This window comes from Streptomyces sparsogenes subsp. cuspidosporus (genome assembly GCF_039532705.1).
Taxonomy (GTDB): Bacteria; Actinomycetota; Actinomycetes; order Streptomycetales; family Streptomycetaceae; genus Streptomyces; species Streptomyces sparsogenes.
Map to the genome: position 1 here is coordinate 90,252 of NZ_BAAASD010000033.1, position 15,610 is coordinate 105,861.

General features: G+C 72.9%; 14 protein-coding genes, 1 tRNA gene and 1 other RNA gene. 11 read left to right on the top strand and 5 right to left on the bottom strand.

The annotated features are described in order from the left end of the window. The first annotated feature begins 36 nt into the window (after positions 1-36). Both ABFY07_RS30410 and ABFY07_RS30415 read left to right on the top strand, forming a co-directional pair. Positions 37-816: a carbohydrate ABC transporter permease gene (locus ABFY07_RS30410; RefSeq protein WP_245738029.1), complete on the top strand. Its 780-nt coding sequence runs from the start codon at positions 37-39 to the stop codon at positions 814-816. After that, positions 813-2,318: a GH32 C-terminal domain-containing protein gene (locus ABFY07_RS30415; protein WP_346177572.1), complete on the top strand. Its 1,506-nt coding sequence runs from the start codon at positions 813-815 to the stop codon at positions 2,316-2,318. Before ABFY07_RS30410 ends, ABFY07_RS30415 begins: the two co-directional genes overlap by 4 nt. Here ABFY07_RS30415 and ABFY07_RS30420 read toward each other — a convergent pair. Continuing rightward, the gene (locus tag ABFY07_RS30420; RefSeq protein WP_346177573.1) at positions 2,281-3,345 is read right to left on the bottom strand and encodes a LacI family DNA-binding transcriptional regulator; all 1,065 of its coding nucleotides are present in this window, start codon (positions 3,343-3,345) and stop codon (positions 2,281-2,283) included. The genes ABFY07_RS30415 and ABFY07_RS30420 overlap by 38 nt on opposite strands. A 233-nt stretch (positions 3,346-3,578) precedes the next feature. On the opposite strand from ABFY07_RS30420, the gene ABFY07_RS30425 reads away from it, so the two are divergent. The 3 genes from ABFY07_RS30425 to ABFY07_RS30435 all read left to right on the top strand — a co-directional run bounded on the left by ABFY07_RS30425 (position 3,579) and on the right by ABFY07_RS30435 (position 7,693). Continuing rightward, positions 3,579-3,731 (top strand): hypothetical protein, encoded by a 153-nt coding sequence (locus ABFY07_RS30425; protein WP_158080312.1) that lies wholly within the window; start codon positions 3,579-3,581, stop codon positions 3,729-3,731. Between the two features lie 153 nt (positions 3,732-3,884). Beyond that, positions 3,885-6,059: a hypothetical protein gene (locus ABFY07_RS30430; RefSeq protein ID WP_346177574.1), complete on the top strand. Its 2,175-nt coding sequence runs from the start codon at positions 3,885-3,887 to the stop codon at positions 6,057-6,059. Positions 6,060-6,064: 5 nt separating this feature from the next. After that, the gene (locus ABFY07_RS30435; protein WP_346177575.1) at positions 6,065-7,693 is read left to right on the top strand and encodes a type 1 periplasmic-binding domain-containing protein; all 1,629 of its coding nucleotides are present in this window, start codon (positions 6,065-6,067) and stop codon (positions 7,691-7,693) included. 57 nt (positions 7,694-7,750) lie between these two features. Here the strand turns inward: ABFY07_RS30435 and ABFY07_RS30440 are convergent, their stop codons facing one another. Both ABFY07_RS30440 and ABFY07_RS30445 read right to left on the bottom strand, forming a co-directional pair. Continuing rightward, positions 7,751-8,590, bottom strand: a complete 840-nt coding sequence (locus ABFY07_RS30440) for a hypothetical protein (RefSeq protein WP_346177576.1) — start codon at positions 8,588-8,590, stop codon at positions 7,751-7,753. A 36-nt stretch (positions 8,591-8,626) separates the two neighbouring features. Further along, on the bottom strand, positions 8,627-9,733 hold the full coding sequence (locus tag ABFY07_RS30445; RefSeq protein WP_346177577.1) for a DUF1152 domain-containing protein: 1,107 nt from the start codon (positions 9,731-9,733) through the stop codon (positions 8,627-8,629). 157 nt (positions 9,734-9,890) lie between these two features. Here ABFY07_RS30445 and ABFY07_RS30450 point away from each other — a divergent pair, with 157 nt between their 5' ends. Further along, the gene (locus tag ABFY07_RS30450; protein WP_346177578.1) at positions 9,891-10,430 is read left to right on the top strand and encodes a GNAT family N-acetyltransferase; all 540 of its coding nucleotides are present in this window, start codon (positions 9,891-9,893) and stop codon (positions 10,428-10,430) included. Positions 10,431-10,489: 59 nt separating this feature from the next. Here the strand turns inward: ABFY07_RS30450 and ABFY07_RS30455 are convergent, their stop codons facing one another. Then, entirely contained in the window at positions 10,490-11,110 is a 621-nt protein-coding gene (locus ABFY07_RS30455; protein ID WP_428837037.1) for a TetR/AcrR family transcriptional regulator, read from the bottom strand. Positions 11,111-11,157: 47 nt separating this feature from the next. Here ABFY07_RS30455 and ABFY07_RS30460 point away from each other — a divergent pair, with 47 nt between their 5' ends. The 3 genes from ABFY07_RS30460 (at position 11,158) to ABFY07_RS30470 (ending at position 12,832) form a co-directional block, all read left to right on the top strand. Beyond that, positions 11,158-12,111 carry an SRPBCC family protein gene (locus ABFY07_RS30460; protein ID WP_346177580.1) on the top strand — a complete coding sequence of 318 codons (954 nt, stop codon included), beginning with the start codon at positions 11,158-11,160 and terminating at the stop codon, positions 12,109-12,111. Positions 12,112-12,264: 153 nt separating this feature from the next. Further along, a complete protein-coding gene (locus tag ABFY07_RS30465; RefSeq protein ID WP_245738024.1) occupies positions 12,265-12,546 on the top strand; it encodes a type II toxin-antitoxin system Phd/YefM family antitoxin in 282 nt (93 codons plus the stop codon). 4 nt (positions 12,547-12,550) lie between these two features. Next, positions 12,551-12,832 carry a type II toxin-antitoxin system RelE family toxin gene (locus ABFY07_RS30470; RefSeq protein WP_346177581.1) on the top strand — a complete coding sequence of 94 codons (282 nt, stop codon included), beginning with the start codon at positions 12,551-12,553 and terminating at the stop codon, positions 12,830-12,832. Positions 12,833-12,891: 59 nt separating this feature from the next. Here ABFY07_RS30470 and ABFY07_RS30475 read toward each other — a convergent pair. Continuing rightward, positions 12,892-12,976: transfer RNA gene (locus ABFY07_RS30475), tRNA-Ser, on the bottom strand. Positions 12,977-13,050: 74 nt separating this feature from the next. Between ABFY07_RS30475 and ffs the strand changes: the two genes are divergently transcribed. Both ffs and ABFY07_RS30485 read left to right on the top strand, forming a co-directional pair. Then, positions 13,051-13,145: signal recognition particle sRNA small type (gene ffs, locus ABFY07_RS30480), an RNA gene on the top strand. Positions 13,146-13,212: 67 nt separating this feature from the next. Then, positions 13,213-15,610: DNA polymerase III subunit gamma and tau (locus ABFY07_RS30485; protein WP_346177582.1), on the top strand; the 2,398-nt coding region annotated here is incomplete at its 3' end.

Below are 15,610 nucleotides of genomic sequence, written 5' to 3' on the forward strand. Positions count from 1 at the left end.
TCGCTCGCGCCCTGGGCGCGGATCGCCGGGCTGGCGGTGTGCGCGCTGCTCACCCTGGGCCCGGTCATCTGGACCGTGTCCACCTCGCTGCGCACCCCGGCCGAGTCCTTCGACCTGCCGCCGAAGATCATCCCCACCCACCCGACGACGGAGTCGTACCGCGGCGTCTTCGACCAGATCGACGTGTGGCTGGTCGCCCTCAACTCGACGCTGGTGACCGCCCTGATCGCGGTCGGCCAGATGATCACCGCGGGGCTCGCGGGGTACGCCTTCGCGCGCCTCGAATTCCGCTTCAAGAAGCCGCTGTTCGGCCTGGTGCTCGCCACCATGATGGTGCCGCTCCAGGTCACCATCGTGCCGGTGTTCCTGGTGCTGAAGTCCATGGGCCTGACGGACACGCTGCTCGGCCTGATCATTCCGGCCTTCCCGACCGCCTTCGGCACCTTCCTGATGCGGCAGTACTTCCTGGGCATGCCCAAGGACCTGGGCGAGGCCGCGATGCTCGACGGCTGCGGCCCCTGGCGGATCTTCCGGTCGGTGTACGCCCCGCTGGCCGCGCCCGGCCTCGCGATCGTCGGCGTGCTGGCCTTCAACTACCACTGGAACGAGTTCTTCCGGCCGCTCATCCTCGAGACCTCCGGCCAGAACTACACCCTGCCGCTGGGCCTGGTCTCGCTCCAGGGCAACCTCGGCACCGGCTCCATCTCGGTGGTGCTCGCCGGTGTCGTGCTCTCCATGATCCCCGCCGTCGCCGTGTTCGTCGTCGGCCAGCGCCCTCTGCGCGAGGGCATCACCTCCGCAGGAGTCAACCGTTGAGCCCCGCCGCTTCGCCCCCGGACCCCGCCGCTTCGCCCCCGGACCCGGCCGCTTCGTCTCCGGACCCGGCCGCCCCGCGCTTCCGGGTCCGCCCGCCCGCCAACTGGATCAACGACCCCAACGGGCCCTTCCGCTGGCGGGGCCGCCACCACCTCTTCTACCAGCACAACCCCGAAGCCCCCCGCCACGCGAACGTCCACTGGGGCCACGCCTCCAGCCCCGACCTGGTCCACTGGGAGCACCACCCCATCGCGCTCACCCCCACGCCCGGCGGCCCCGACGAGGCGGGCTGCTGGTCCGGGTGCGTGGTCGACGACGGCGGCGTGCCCACGGCCGTGTACACCGGCGTCGACCGCCACCACACCGGGCTCGGCACGATCTGCCTGGCGCGCGCGGCCGACCCGGACGACGACGCCCTCACCGACTGGAAACCGCTGCCCACCCCCGTGGTGACCGGCCCGCCCCCCGGCCTGGACGTGGTCATGTTCCGCGACCCGTTCGTGTTCCGGTGCGCCGGGCGGCGGTGGGCGCTGGTCGGCGCGGGCCACGCCGACGGGACCCCGTCGGTGCTGCTCTACGACTGCGAGGACCTGACCGACTGGCGGTTCGCCGGTGTGCTCGTGGACGGCGCGGACCCCGTGGCGACGGCGGCGCTCGGCGACAAGGCGACCGGCTGGGAGTGCCCGCAGCTGTACGCGACGGCGGGCGGGGACTGGGTGCTGGTGGTGTCGCTGTGGGACGGCGACCCGCGCGCCACCGCGTATCTGACCGGACGGCTGCGGCCGGGCGACGGGGGCGATCCCCGCTTCGAGCCCCGCACCGGCGGCCGGCTCGACCACGGGCGGGACTTCTACGCCCCCGCCGTGCGCCAGGAGGCCGACCGGGCCCTGATGTGGGGCTGGTCCTGGGAGGCCCGCGCACAGCGCGAGATCGAGCGCGCGGGGTGGGCCGGAGTCCTCACCGCGCCGAGGGTCGTGGACGTCCACGCGGACGGCGCGCTGCGCGTCGTACCGGCCCCGGAGCTCGACCTGCTGCGCGCGGCCGAGCCGTTCGTCACGACACCGGACCGGGACACGGGACCGGGCCCGGTCCCGCTCCCGGGCCCGGTCCCGCTCCGGTGCCCGCTCCCGGAGGCGTACGACCTGACCGTCACCGCCCGGGGCCTGACGACCGTGAGTCTGCTGCGCTCCGCGTCGGGCGCGGAGCTGACGGTGCGGCTGGACCCGGACGCGGGCACCGTGACCCTCGACCGCGGCGGCTGGCCGCGGACCGGGGGCTGGGGGCCGACCGGGGCCGAGGAGGCGGAGCCGATCGTGGTGCGGGCCCCGGGGCGGGAGGTGCGCGTGCTCGTGGACGGATCGCTGGTCGAGCTGTTCGTCGACGACCGGGCCACCGTCACCGAGCGCGTCTACCGACGCCCGGACGACGTACCCGAACTCGTCGTGACGGGGTCCCCCGCCGCCGTCACCGGGTGGGAGCAGGTCCCACCGACGCACGGCTGATCACCGGGCCGGCGAGCCGCCGCACGGTGGCGGGCGGCGTCCGCCCGGTGTCGATGGCGTCCAGCAGCAGCCGGGCGGCGGCCTCGCCCATCGCCCGGTGCGGCAGCGCGACCGTGGTGAGCGGCGGATCGAGGTACGCGGCCATGTGCTCCTGGTCGTCGTAGCCGACCACCGACAGCTCACCGGGGACGGCGATCCCCAGCCGGGCCGCGGCGTGCAGCACGCCCGCCGCGACCCGGTCGTTGTAGCAGAAGACACCGGTGGGGCGCCGGTCCGCGGGGACCCCGTCGAACAGCCGCAGCGCGCCCTCGTACCCGCCGGAGATCTCGCCTCCGGTCCGCGGGACCCACTCCTTGGGCACGAGGACCCCCTTGACCCGCAGGGCGTCCCGGAAGCCGCGCAGCCGCTCGACCGACGCGATGTCGTCCTGGCCGCCGACCATGGCCACCCTGGTGTGGCCCTCGTCCAGCAGCAGCCGCGCCGCCGTACGGCCCCCCGCGCGCTCGGCGGGGATGACGGCCGGCAGGGAGTCGTCCTCCGGCAGGCAGTTGGCGAGGACGGAGCGGGTGCGGTGCAGCCCCTCGGGCACCCGGACCCGGCGCAGCGACATGGCCGCGTAGATGATCCCGTCCACCCGCCGGTCCAGGAGTTCGGCGACCGCGGCGTCCTCCTTGGCCCGGTCGCCGCCGGAGTCGATGGTGAGCACGAGATGGCCGCTCTCCCAGGCGGTCTCCATGGCCCCGCGCAGCAGCCGCCCCGCGAACGGCGAGGAGGCGATCTCGTCCGTGACCAGCCCGATCACCGCGGTCCGGCGGCGCCGCAGACCGCGCGCGACGGGGTCGGGGCGGTAGCCGAGCCGGGCGGCGGCCTGGCGGATGCGCTCCTGGGTGGCGGGGGAGAGGTTTCCTTCGGCGCGGTCGTTGAACACGAAGGACACCGCGGTGTGCGACACCCCGGCGAGCCGGGCGACATCCCGCGACGTCGGCCGCCCGGGCCCGTCCGCGCGCCCCTCCTCGCCTCTGCCCATGACCCTCGGCCGCCCTCCGTTCAGGAATCGCCCCAGCCTATCGGCCTGTGAGAGCCCCGCCGGGTGGCGGCGGCCCATGACGCACGCGGGGGTATGCGGAGCCGCGCGGTCGTCCCTGACGAGGCCCGGCGTCCGGGTGTTCAATGAAATCAGGGAGAGCGACGGATCACGCCGTTCCCGGTGCTGAGAGCACTCAGACCGATCAGTCCGCTTTCCAGAAGAAGGCGATCTCGATGAACACCGCACATGGGGAGGTCCTCGGCGTGGCGGCCGCAGCGGCGGGCCTGGCCGTCGACCGCTTTTCGGAAGTGATCACCTGGTACGCCATCGTGCTCGCGATCCTGTTCGTGACAGTGGTGGTCACGTTCCGGCACAGGCACAGGTGAAACGCGCGGGAAACGAGCGTCGCACCATGCCTGAATGATCCACTTTGGTCATCGCTGTCCGAACCGAAGATTCCGTGTTCCACTAGTTCCTTTACAGCACATCGGTCAAGGTCTCCCGCTCCCGGGGCGGGCGAGCACTCCATGGGGGGGTCCGTGTGTGAGGACCTGGGGTTCGAGAAACTGCTCAGTGACGAGGGCTTCTTCGCGCGCCTGCTGGGGCGGTCGCCGTCGGGCGGCGGCCAGGAGCCGCTGTACGGGCCCGACCTGCCCGTCGTGCTGCTCACCGGCGGCCCGGGCATGGGCAAGGGGCGGCTGCTGCGCGCGGTGCGGGACCGTTTCGCCACCAAGGTGCCGGTGGTCTATCTGGACTGCGGCTCGCCGGTGTACGCGGACCGGGCGGAGCCGGAGCCGGGCGCCCGCTCGGCCGCGACCGAGGCCCTGGCCGAGGCCGCCCGGCGGCTGTGCGGCTGGCAGGGGACGGGCGGCTCGTTCGCCTTTCCGCGCCTCTTCACCGGCCTCGCGGTGATCGCGACCGGCGTCGCGGACGGCACCCCGGCGGCGGTCGCGACGGAGGTCGAACGGTACGAGGAGCTGCCCCAGAAGCAGCGGCTGCGCGGACTGGGCGCGGGCGACTTCTGGCGGGGCGTGCTCAGCGGAACCGTACGGAACCTGCTCACGACCCTGTCCGGCCAGGCGATCGACCCGTACTCGGCGGCGCTGCACAACGCTCTGCTGGACGCGCTCTTCGAGCGGCTGGCACCCCGGGGCAGGGAAGAGCTGGAGCGGATCTACGGCGTGTATCCCGGCGCGGCCGGCCAGCCCGGCGACGGACTGCGCAACCTCGCCGCCGACTTCCAGGCCGGCGGCGAGTCGCGGGAGCTGGCGGAGAGCTTCCTCTTCCGGGCGCTGCGCGAGGACCTCGAGGCGGCGTACGCGTCGGCGGTCGGCTGGCTGCGCCGCGTCGGCCGCCCGGGGCTGCTGCTGGACCGGGCCGAGTCACCGCTGGGGGAGCGGCTGCTGCGCGCCGTGCTCAGCGACCGCCGGGGCGGGCAGCGCGACCGCGTGGTGATCGTGGGCACGGCACGCCGGGCCGACGGCGGCGCCTTCCTGCACGGCGGCCTGCCGCCCCACGAGGTGGTACCCCCCGCGGAGTTCCGGCCCGCCGACGGCGGCCCACCCGCGTGGACCCGGCCCACCGACACGGGAGCGGACCGCGCACCGCTGGCCGACGGCGTGCTCCTGCTGCGCATGCCCCTGCTCACCGGCGACCAGCTCCGCCGGGAGACCGAGCGCAGGCAGCAGCGCGCGGAGCCGGAGGGCGCCGCGAACCGCCGCCGCATCGACGCCGCCGTGGCACGGCTGAGCGGTGGACGGCCGCACACCGTGATCCGGCTGGCCGCCGCTGCCGCCGCCTTCCGGATGCCGGCGGACGCCAACGACCGGGACTTACTGGACGCCCCCTTACGCCTCCCCGGCGACGGCGCCTCGGAGCACCCGGTGGCGGACGTGCTGCTGCGTGAACTGGTGCTGGACCAGCTCCCGGTGCGCCTGCCCACCGAGCACCGCGACCAGTGGCTCGATCTGCTCACCCACCTGTCGGTGGCCCACGACGAGGAGTGCGCGGACGTCCTGCTCCGCCACCACCAGTCGGGACGCGTCCACGCCCTGACCGCGCATCAGGTCTCGCAGCTGCTCACCGACACCGGATGGCCCGGCTGCGAGCGGCACTTCATCGGGGACTTCGGGCTGCGCCAGCTCCTGGTCCACCGGCTGTACGGGCTGCGCCCCGGCGGCGCCGCCTGGCACGCCGACCACCACCTGCTGCGGGACCACTACGCGGAACGCGCCGAGGCGGACCCGAGGGGCGCGCCGAGCGGCGGGGCGTTCCGTTCGGTCACGGCACACCGGATGAACCACCACCTGGTGTCCGGCGGCGCCGACGACGTGGTCAGCCACCTGGCCGCCACGCTCCCCGGCCGCCCCCGCGAGTGGTGCGCCGAGCTGCTGGAGATCGCCCAGGCGCCGTATCCGGGCGGAGCGGACGCCCGGCGGGAGCGCGCCCAGGGCCTGGTAGCGGCGGACGGACCGGCGCTGCGCCGCACCGTCGACCAGCTGCTGCACGCGGTGTGGCTGTGCGAGGAGCGGACCAGGCCCACCGGCACGGAGACGGCCCGCACGCTGGCCAGGCTGCTCGGCCTGCTCTCGATCATGGAGTTCGACGGCGCGGTACAGCTCGGCAAGACGGCCACGGAGTGGAGCGCCCTGGCGGAGAACGAGCAGCCGTTGCTGCGGTGCGCCTGTACCGGACAGCTCGGGCGGAGGAGGTAACGGGGATGCCCAGATGGAAGAAGATCCTCTACGCGTTACTGGCCGTGGCGGCGGCCGTGGCGGGCGGCATGTACGCCTGCGCCGTGATCCAGAAGACGGACACCTGCACCGAGGGAATCGAGGCGATCGAGCGGATCGACGGCGAGTGCGTCGGCGTCGACGGCGCCGGCTACGACTTCGGCACACACGAGATCCAGGACGTCGCCAAGGCCATCGCGAGCGAGAACAAGAGAATCGACGACCAGCCGCACGTGACGGTCGCGATGATGCTGCCGCTCCAGTCCGCCAGGCCGGCCCTGCGACGGCAGATGCGCAGCGACCTCCAGGGCGCGTACCTGGGCCAGCGGCAGGCCAATGAGGGCGAGGGGGAACCGCCCAAGATCCGGCTGGTGCTGGCCAACCCCGGGCGGGACTACGAACACCAGGACAAGGTCGTGGACACCCTGCTGCGGATGGCCGACTCCTCCGAGCACCAGCTGCGCGCCGTCACCGGCTTCAACCTCACCCTCGACACCACGGAGAAAGCCGTCCGGCGTCTGACGGAACACGGGATCCCGGTGCTCGCCTCCCGGGCCAGCGGGGACGACATCGCCAACGAGGACCGGGCGGACGGAATGGCGAAGCTGCGCTTCCCCGGCCTGGCCCGGATCATCCCCTCCAACGGCGACGCGGCCAAGGCACTGGCCGACTTCAGGCGCGAACAGGGCCGGGAGGACCTCAAGACGGTGCTGGTCTACGACAGGCGCCCGGACAGCTACAACCAGTCGCTGGCGAGGGCCTTCAACGGCATCGAGGAGACGGGCCCGCCCGGTCCCGCCGCCATGTCCTTCGAGTCCCCGGCGATCGACGAGCCGGGCTCGACCGGTAATGAGTTCACCCTGACGGCCAACAACATCTGCGACTCCGAGGCCGACACCGTCTACTTCGCCGGACGCACGCTGCACCTGCGGATCTTCGCCCTCAAGCTCGCCCAGGTGGGCTGCAAGGACCGGCACTACACCATCGTCAGCGGCTCCGACGCCGCCTCGCTGCGCCAGTCCATGACGCGGAAGGACTGGGACCAGCTGCGCGGCGAGGACGGCAAGGCGAAGGTGACGGTGCAGTACGCCGCCCCCGCCCACCCGGACGCCTGGAGCACCGAGCTGGCGGCCTGGACCAGGGAGTGGGAAAGGACCCACGACCGCGAACCCGCCAAGGCGGAGCTCCCCCAGTACCTCACCGAGCCCGAGGCGGCCCTGGACACCCTCAAGAAGCGCATCCGGACCACACACGACGAGGGGATACGGCTCGGCTCCGCGCCCGACCTGGAGGACTCCCGGACCATGCTCGTCTACGACGGCCTCGTCACCATCGGCAAGGCACTCCACCAGGTACCGAAGGACGACGCCGAGGAGGTGCCCGACCGCAAGGAGGTCGGCCAGCAGTGGTCCCTGCTCCAGTCCCGCCACCGCGTACCGGGCACCAGCGGCCTGATATGCCTGACCAGCGGCGGAAACGCGTACGACAAACCGACCGCGATCGTCGAGCTTGACCCGGGCCGGGAGGGCGACGGCAAGCTCAAGTTCGTCGGCCTCGGCTGGCCCACCGGCCGGCCACAGCCGAAGAACTGCGTGATCCCCAGCAGCGCCCCCTGAGGGGAGGACACCGAACCGTATGCCGACCGCCGCCTTCAGCCGTAGAGGCCACCGGCGTCACCGTGGTCGCCGCGATCCGCTCCCGCAGCTCGGGCGGGCTCCCCACGCAGCCGCTCGTAGAGAAAGCCGTGACTCACCGAACTCATGGGTGGCCGGCCTCGCCAGAGTGAGTTCGGTCCACCGCTCCAGTTCCCCGGCGTGGCTGCCGGCCGCGGTCGCCCGGGCGACCGCGGCGACCTCCTCCGGTGTGGGCTCGCCCTCGCGGGAGAGCAGAGCCAGCGGCCAGGCCGGGGCGCCGGCCCGCGCCTCGTCCGACGGGTGCCAGTCCCAGGCCGCGTCGAACCGCCAGACGTGCCCGTCCCGGTCGGCGACCTCATCGCCTGGTTCGAGAAAGGCGTAGGGGCGGAAGAGCAGTTCCATACGGATCGGTTCATCGCCTACCGGGTCGAGCGCGTAGCCCTGGTCCTCGAGTTCGGGATCATAGGTTTCGCCCTGCGGCAAAATCTCCAGGGAGGACGCGGGACGCGGCAGCATCCCGGTCACCAGGGGCGGATCGAAGTGATGGACTGCCAGGACGTGCACCACGGTCGGGGGGATTCCCACCCGGCACATGTCGCCCGACTTCAATACGGCCTCGGCCGGCTCGGTCCGGAAGATCTCCCACTCGCCGGCCTCAGGCGTCGGAAGCGCCCTCTCGCCGTTCCACCTGATGTGCTCCGCCTGCGGGTCCACCTCCGACCACGGCCACCGCACGGAGACGTGGGAGCGGGAGACACCGGTAACCGTGGTCTCGGTGAACGGACACTCCAGCCTCAGCACATCATCCGCCCGGAACCGGACGCCGCCGCTGTCCGCACCCCGCCGGTCTGCCTCGGCCCCAGCCGTCCGCCTGTCCACCGCGTCCTCCTCACAGTTCCGATCCCCAGCGCAGTATCAGGCCCCCGCGTCGGGTCCCTGGGCGATACGCCACAGGGGCGCCGCGAACTGCTGGGGGCGGCTGCTGATCAACAGGGCGCGCAGCTCGCGGCGTCGGGTGCCGGGGACTCCGAGGGCTTCGGTGATGCGGCGGAAGGTGGTGTGGGTGACTCCGCGGTCGCGGGCGTCGGCCTCGAACCGGTCGAGTCGCGACAGGACGGCCTCGGGGTCCAGCTCGGCCGACGGCTGGTCGGTGAGCCGTGTGGCCTTGTCGCGCTCGTAGTCGATTTCCGAGGAGCCGCAGATCTCGCGGGTGTGCCGCTCCGCCTCGTCCAGGCTGGTGGTGGCCAGGATCGCGCGGGCCAGCCGGCTGCGGTCCAAGGCCTCGTGGAGATCGACCTGGTGGATGGTCGGGCTCTCGTCGCTGAGCGGCACGGAGAGCCCCGCGTCCCGGATTTCGCAGGTGCCGCGTTCCCCCCGGGCGGTGGCCGCGAGCATGGCGGTCGCCTCGGAGGGGTGCCAGTCCAGGACCGGGCTGATCGCCTCGACGTCCCGGGGGGTGAGGGTGTGGATCAGGGCGCCCAGGTGGGGGCGGAGATCGGCGGCCGGGAGTTCGCCGTCCAGGCCGGGGCCCGCGAGCAGGAGGCGGACGGGGTGGCCGACCTGGCAGCTCGCGGCGAGGGTGAGCGCGTCGGCCAGCGGGCTTTTCAGGGTCGGCTCGTCGCCTCGGGCGAGGATGTCGCCTCCGACGTCCAGGAGATCGACCGAGGAGGGCGCCAGGTGGCTGATCAGCTCTTCGAGCTGGCGGGTGATCCCCTCGGCGCCGTGGTGGGGATCGATGAGGGCGAAGGTGTGGGGCAGCTCCGCGGCGAGGCGCGGAAGCGAGGATCCCGCGGGCGCGATCGGTTCCGCCTCGGCGGGGACGGCCCATACGGCGGGCGTGAGCTGCCGGAGCCCGGTGAAGTTGCCGGGGCCTCGCGGGCCCGGCACCGGGTCGATCAGAAGACGGTCCCACGCGTAGGTGAAGATCACCACCGGTTCCTGCCCGCCGTACAGGGCGGAATCGACCATCGCGGCGGCGACCGCGTCGCCCCCTCCTCCGGCTGCCACGATCACCCGTGTCACCCGGCCCAGCGTACGGCGCCCCGGCTCCGGTGGCACGGCGGTCCCGTCCGTGGTCGCGGTCTGGTCACCGGAACCGATCCGCCCGGAGGACAGAAGCGGGGGAGTGGTCCTCTCGCGGGACTTGATCGCTTGTGAGCCTGTTGATTGGCTGGCCGATATGACCGAGCTCGGACCCATCGCCTGGCCGCCCGCCCCGATCAGGATCGAGAGGCTCGTGCTCCGTGAGCCCGAGGCCCGGGACCGTGCGACGTTCATCCAGCTGCTGGCGTCGCCCGAGGTGCACACCTACCTCGGCGGCCCCCGCCCCCGTGACGAGCTCGAGCGCGAGATGCCCGGGGTGCCCGCGCGGTGGCCCGGGAGTTTCGTCGTCGATCTCGACGGGGCGATGATCGGCCAGGTCCTGCTCAGGAGAGCGACGGAGCACCGTCGCCCGGCCGCCGCGGGGAAGGTCGATCTCGGCTACCTGTTCCTGCCGCGAGCGTGGGGATACGGGTACGCCGCCGAGGCGTGCGCGGCGGCACTCGCCTGGTTCGACGGCGTCCTCCCCGGCGAGCCGGTGGTGCTCACCACCCAGACCGCCAACGTCCGCTCGATGCGCCTCGCGGCAAAGCTGGGCTTCACCGAGATCGAGCGGTTCCAGGCATGGGACGCCGAGCAGTGGCTCGGCCTGCGGTCCCCCATCCCGCCCTCCGACTGAGCGCGGCCGCACCTGGCCACGATCCCGCGACGGCCGAGCTTGCGGAGGCGCTGTGTCCCTCACGCCCCGCCACGGGACGCTCCGCCACGGGTCAGCAGCACATCAAGCGCCTCGCCGAGATATGCGCCGAACTCTCCGCCCTCCTCCGGAGGCAGCACCGAGGACATCGCATGGCCGAGCTGGGCGTGGCCCAGATAGACGGTGTACGCGAGCAGCCCGCGGCGGCGGGCCTCCGGTTCGGGGAAGCCGAGGTCGGCGAAGAGCTGGGTGAGGTAGGCCAGCCTGCGTTCGGTCACCCGGCGCAGGGCCGCCGCCACTTGGGGGTGGTTCGCGGTGGCGAGCAGCGTGACCTCGAGCGGGTCGGCCGTGGCCGACGTGATGGCTTTGGTGAAGAGCAGCTGGATCCGCTTCCTGGGGTCCGGCTCCGCCTCGACGTCGCTGATGGCGCCCTCGGTGTTGATCTGCGCCCAGCGGTCGAGAGCGGCCTCGATGAGCGCGTCGCGGTTGGCGAAGTGCCAGTAGAAGCTGCCCTTGGTGGTGCCGAGCCGGGCCGCGAGGGGTTCCACGGCGACGGCCGCGAGACCGCCCTCGCCGATCGCGGTGAGGGCGGCGTCCGCCCAGTCCTGGGCGGTCAACCGGGCTTTCTTGTCCTGACGTTGCTGCCGTTGCGCCATGACCATACGCTACCGTATGGTAAACCGTACGGTAGCGTATGGAGGGGTGCCCGATGACTGCGGTACGCAATGTCCATGAGCGCGTGATCGAGGCCCCCGCGGCGGCTGTCGGCGCTCTGCTCGACCGGCTCTCCGCCGCGGACGACCCGATCTTCCCGACCCCGGCCTGGCCGCGGATGCGCCTCGACGGCCCGCTCGCCGTGGGCGCGGACGGCGGGCACGGCCCGATCCGCTATCGCGTCACGGCGTACGAACCCGGGCGTCGCGTCCGCTTCGACACCCCGCCGGGCGGCGGCCTCGACGGCTACCACGAGCTGACGGTCGCACCGCTCGGCGCCGAACGCTGTCGCGTACGCCATGTCCTCGAGTGCGAAGTGCGAGGCCTCCTCCGGCTCCAGTGGGCCTGCGCCATACGGCACATACACGACACGATGGTCGAGGAGATCTTCGACAACATCGAGCGCGCGGCGGCCGGCGGCGTCGCCCGCCCCGTGCGCTGGTCCCCGTGGGTGCGACTGCTCCACCGGCTCGACTGGGCCCGCCCCCGAGCCATCGCCATACCGGCGGCGGCCCAGCTGGTCCGCACCTCCCTCGACCGCCCCGACTACGAGGACGCGTACCGGATGGAACTCCTGCCCGGCATGCCGCGTGACCCGGACGCATGGACGCCCGTCCTGCGCGACGCCTTCCCGGTCCTCGCCCGCGCCGGCGGCGAGCTGCTCCTCGACGTGAACACGGCAGGTCTGACCGCCCGCGCCTCGATCCTCGTCGATGAGCATGACGTCACCCTGAGCACGGTCGTGAAGGCCGGCAGCCTGCGCGCGCGCCTCTACTGGGCCGTGGTCAAGCGCGTGCACCCCTTCATGGCCCGCACCATGCTCCGGCGCACCCACCGCGCTCTGGCCCTCGCGGCACCCAGCGCCGGGGAACGGAGCCGGGCCGCCACGGGCAGAGAATCCGCCACTGGATCACCGGCTGCGCCCCGGGGCAGCCGCTCGGACGAGTAGCGGCCGTCTGTCCATTTCAACGCCTGGACGGCGAGCGGGTCTGGTGACGCCCGGCAGGGTGCGCCGGAGAGTGCGGAGGGGGGACCGCTGGAGCAGCTCGTCCCTCGTGGGGGCGGTGGCAGCAGCTTCATGTACATCTGCTACATTCGTGACATGAGTGATCCGGTGGTTGAATCCATGGCCGAGGTGCGCAGCCACCTCGCCGACGTCATCGATCGCGCTCGTCGGGAGGAGACCCCGACGATCATCACTCGGCGCGGCAAGCGGGAAGCCGTCGTGATCGATATCCAGGAGTACCAGCGCCTGCGTGAGATCGCGGAGAGCGTCGAAGAGGCGTGGCTCAACCGACTGGCCGACGAAGCCGAGTCCGAGGGCACGGAGGGGGCGGTCTCACTCGAAGAGATGGCTGCCTTGCTGCGCGCTCATCAGGACTGACCTCATGGGGTATGTCACGCGCTTCACGCCGCACGCTCAGCGGGACATGCTCAAGATCCCGCGCCCGGACGCCCTGCGCATCCTGCACCGCCTCACCGAACTGCAGAAGGCGATGGGCGCGGGGGACACGGCATTGTTCGACATCAAGGCCCTCCAGGGGCACAGTGCCCGCTGGCGCCTCAGGATCGGCGACTATCGCGTCGTCTACACCGTTGAGGACGGTCAGCTGATGGTGTGGGTCCTGGCCGTCGGCAATCGCCGCGACGTCTATCGCCAGGTCCCGTAACCACGAAGAGCCGGGCCACGATGCGGCTCGGCTCTTCGTTTCGCCTGTTCAGGCGGGTGCGGAGGATACGAGATTCGAACTCGTGAGGGGTTGCCCCCAACACGCTTTCCAAGCGTGCGCCCTAGGCCTCTAGGCGAATCCTCCGCCGGAAACAATACAAGACCAGGAGCCGTGCACGCGAACTCGTACCCGGGGCGGTCCATCCGCTAGGGTGGGGGCCAGCCCCTCACGTGGCGCTATCTCACCGAACTCCCCCAGGGCCGGAAGGCAGCAAGGGTAAGTGAGCTCTGGCGGGTACGTGGGGGGCCCTTGCGTTGGGAGAGGGGCGCGGGGGTGCGGGGCGGGCTCGGATGTCGGTGGGCCCCGATATCGTCGTAAGCGTGTCGTCCCTCGCGCTGTACCGCCGCTACCGCCCCGAGACCTTCGCCGAGGTCATCGGGCAGGAGCATGTCACAGGCCCGCTGCAGCAGGCGCTGCGCAACAACCGGGTCAATCACGCGTACCTCTTCAGCGGTCCGCGCGGCTGTGGCAAGACGACGAGCGCGCGCATCCTGGCCCGCTGTCTGAACTGCGAGAAGGGGCCGACCCCGGCGCCGTGCGGGGAGTGCCAGTCCTGCCGCGACCTCGCGCGGAACGGTCCGGGTTCGATCGATGTGATCGAGATCGACGCCGCCTCCCACGGTGGTGTGGACGACGCGCGTGAGCTGCGGGAGAAGGCGTTCTTCGGGCCCGCGTCGAGCCGGTACAAGATCTACATCATCGACGAGGCGCACATGGTCACCTCGGCGGGGTTCAATGCCCTGCTGAAGGTGGTCGAGGAGCCTCCGGAGCATCTGAAGTTCATCTTCGCGACCACGGAGCCGGAGAAGGTCATCGGCACCATCCGGTCGCGTACGCACCACTACCCCTTCCGGCTGGTGCCTCCCGGGACGCTGCGCGACTATCTGGCGGAGGTCTGCGAGCGCGAGGCCATCCCGGTGGAGGACGGGGTGCTGCCGCTGGTGGTGCGGGCCGGGGCGGGGTCGGTGCGTGACTCGATGTCGGTCATGGACCAGCTGCTCGCGGGCGCCGGCGAGGACGGTGTGACGTACGCCATGGCGACATCGCTCCTCGGCTATACGGACGGCTCGCTGCTCGACGCGATCGTGGACGCCTTCGCCGCGAGTGACGGCGCGGCCGCGTTCGAGGTCGTCAACCGCGTGATCGAGGGGGGCAACGACCCGCGGCGCTTTGTCGCCGATCTGCTGGAGCGCCTGCGTGACCTGGTGATTCTCGCCGCCGTGCCGGACGCGGCGGAGAAGGGGCTGATCGACGCCCCCGCCGATGTCATCGAGCGGATGCAGGCCCAGGCGTCCGTCTTCGGCGCCGCCGAGCTGAGCCGCGCCGCCGATCTGGTCAACGAGGGCCTGACCGAGATGCGCGGCGCCACCTCACCGCGGCTGCAGCTCGAGCTGATCTGCGCGCGGGTACTGCTGCCCGCGGCGTTCGGGGACGAGCGCTCGATGCAGTCGCGGCTGGAAAGGCTGGAGCGGGGCGCCCTGGCGGGCGGCCTCGGCGGCGGTGGCGGGTTCCCCGGCGGCGGGGCCGGGGCCGGCGGTGGTCTGGCCGGCGGTATCGGCGGACCCGAGGGCCAGGGGCCTGCCATGGGATACGTACCGGGGCCCGACGCCCACGCCCCGGCCGTCGGTCCATCCGGCCCGGCGGCCGCGCGGGCGGCCATGACGGGCCGTGGCGGGGTCGGCCAGGGCGCGGCACCTGCCGAGGCGGCGCCCGGCGCGGGTGTCGGTGCGGCCGGGATGGGTAATTCGGCTGCCGGTGGCGCTGCTGCTGATGGTGTGCCTGCTGGTGGACCGGCTGGGGCCGAAGCTGGGGGCGGGGGACAGCAGCTCGGGGGCGGTCAGCCCGCGGCGGCCCATGGCGGAGGTCAGCGCCCTGGCGCCTGGCCCGCCGCCGCAGGTGGTCCGGCCGCGGCCGGTGGTCCGGCTGCCGCCGGTGGTCCGGCTGCCGCCAGTGGGCGTACGGAGAGTGGCGATACGGGAGGCGGGGCTCCCGCCGCGTCCGCGCCGCGGCCCGGGGCATGGCCGACCGCCACGGTTCCCGGTTCCGTCCCGGGCGCGGGACGGCAGCCCGGCAGCTGGCCCTCGGCCGCCGCGCCGGGGCAGGGCGGCGGGGCCTCCGGCGGTCCCGCGGCACCCGCGGGCCCCCCAGCCTCTTCACCGGGCCCTTCCGGCCCTTCCAGCCCCTCCGGCCCCTCCGCGCCCGCCCCCGGTGCCCCCGGCGGCGCGCCCTCCGCGCCGGGCATGGCGCAGGGCGCCATGCAGGTGCGCCAGATGTGGCCGGACATCCTGGAAGCGGTCAAGAACCGCCGCCGCTTCACCTGGATCCTCCTCAGTCAGAACGCGACGGTCACCGGCTTCGACGGCACCACCCTCCAGCTCGGTTTCTCCAACGCCGGCGCGCGCGACAGCTTCGTCAGCGGCGGCAGTGAGGACGTACTGCGTCAAGCGCTCAGTGACGCGATCGGCGTGCAGTGGCGTATCGAGGCGATCGTCGACCCGACGGGCGGCGCCGGCCAACAGGGCGGTCCCGGCGGCCCCGGCGGTGGTGGCTTCGGCGGTTCGGCCGGGGGTTCCGGCGGTGCCGGTGGCTTCGGGGGCTCGGGCGGCGTCGGCGGTGGAGGCTTCGGGGGCGGCGGCGCCCCGGCGGCCCCGCCGCGGCAGCCCGCCCCCCGGCCCCAGGCCCAGGCGTCCGCCGCCGCGCCCGCCGGGGCCGACGTGT

What these genes read in the sequence shown, in the direction of transcription:
- ABFY07_RS30420 (WP_346177573.1), bottom strand. Translation starts at nt 3,345, where the DNA reads ATGGGCAGAGGCGAGGAGGGGCGCGCGGACGGGCCCGGGCGGCCGACG.
- ABFY07_RS30425 (WP_158080312.1), top strand. Translation starts at nt 3,579, where the DNA reads ATGAACACCGCACATGGGGAGGTCCTCGGCGTGGCGGCCGCAGCGGCG.
- ABFY07_RS30435 (WP_346177575.1), top strand. Translation starts at nt 6,065, where the DNA reads ATGCCCAGATGGAAGAAGATCCTCTACGCGTTACTGGCCGTGGCGGCG.
- ABFY07_RS30450 (WP_346177578.1), top strand. Translation starts at nt 9,891, where the DNA reads ATGACCGAGCTCGGACCCATCGCCTGGCCGCCCGCCCCGATCAGGATC.
- ABFY07_RS30455 (WP_428837037.1), bottom strand. Translation starts at nt 11,110, where the DNA reads ATGGTCATGGCGCAACGGCAGCAACGTCAGGACAAGAAAGCCCGGTTG.
- ABFY07_RS30460 (WP_346177580.1), top strand. Translation starts at nt 11,158, where the DNA reads ATGACTGCGGTACGCAATGTCCATGAGCGCGTGATCGAGGCCCCCGCG.
- ABFY07_RS30465 (WP_245738024.1), top strand. Translation starts at nt 12,265, where the DNA reads ATGAGTGATCCGGTGGTTGAATCCATGGCCGAGGTGCGCAGCCACCTC.
- ABFY07_RS30470 (WP_346177581.1), top strand. Translation starts at nt 12,551, where the DNA reads ATGGGGTATGTCACGCGCTTCACGCCGCACGCTCAGCGGGACATGCTC.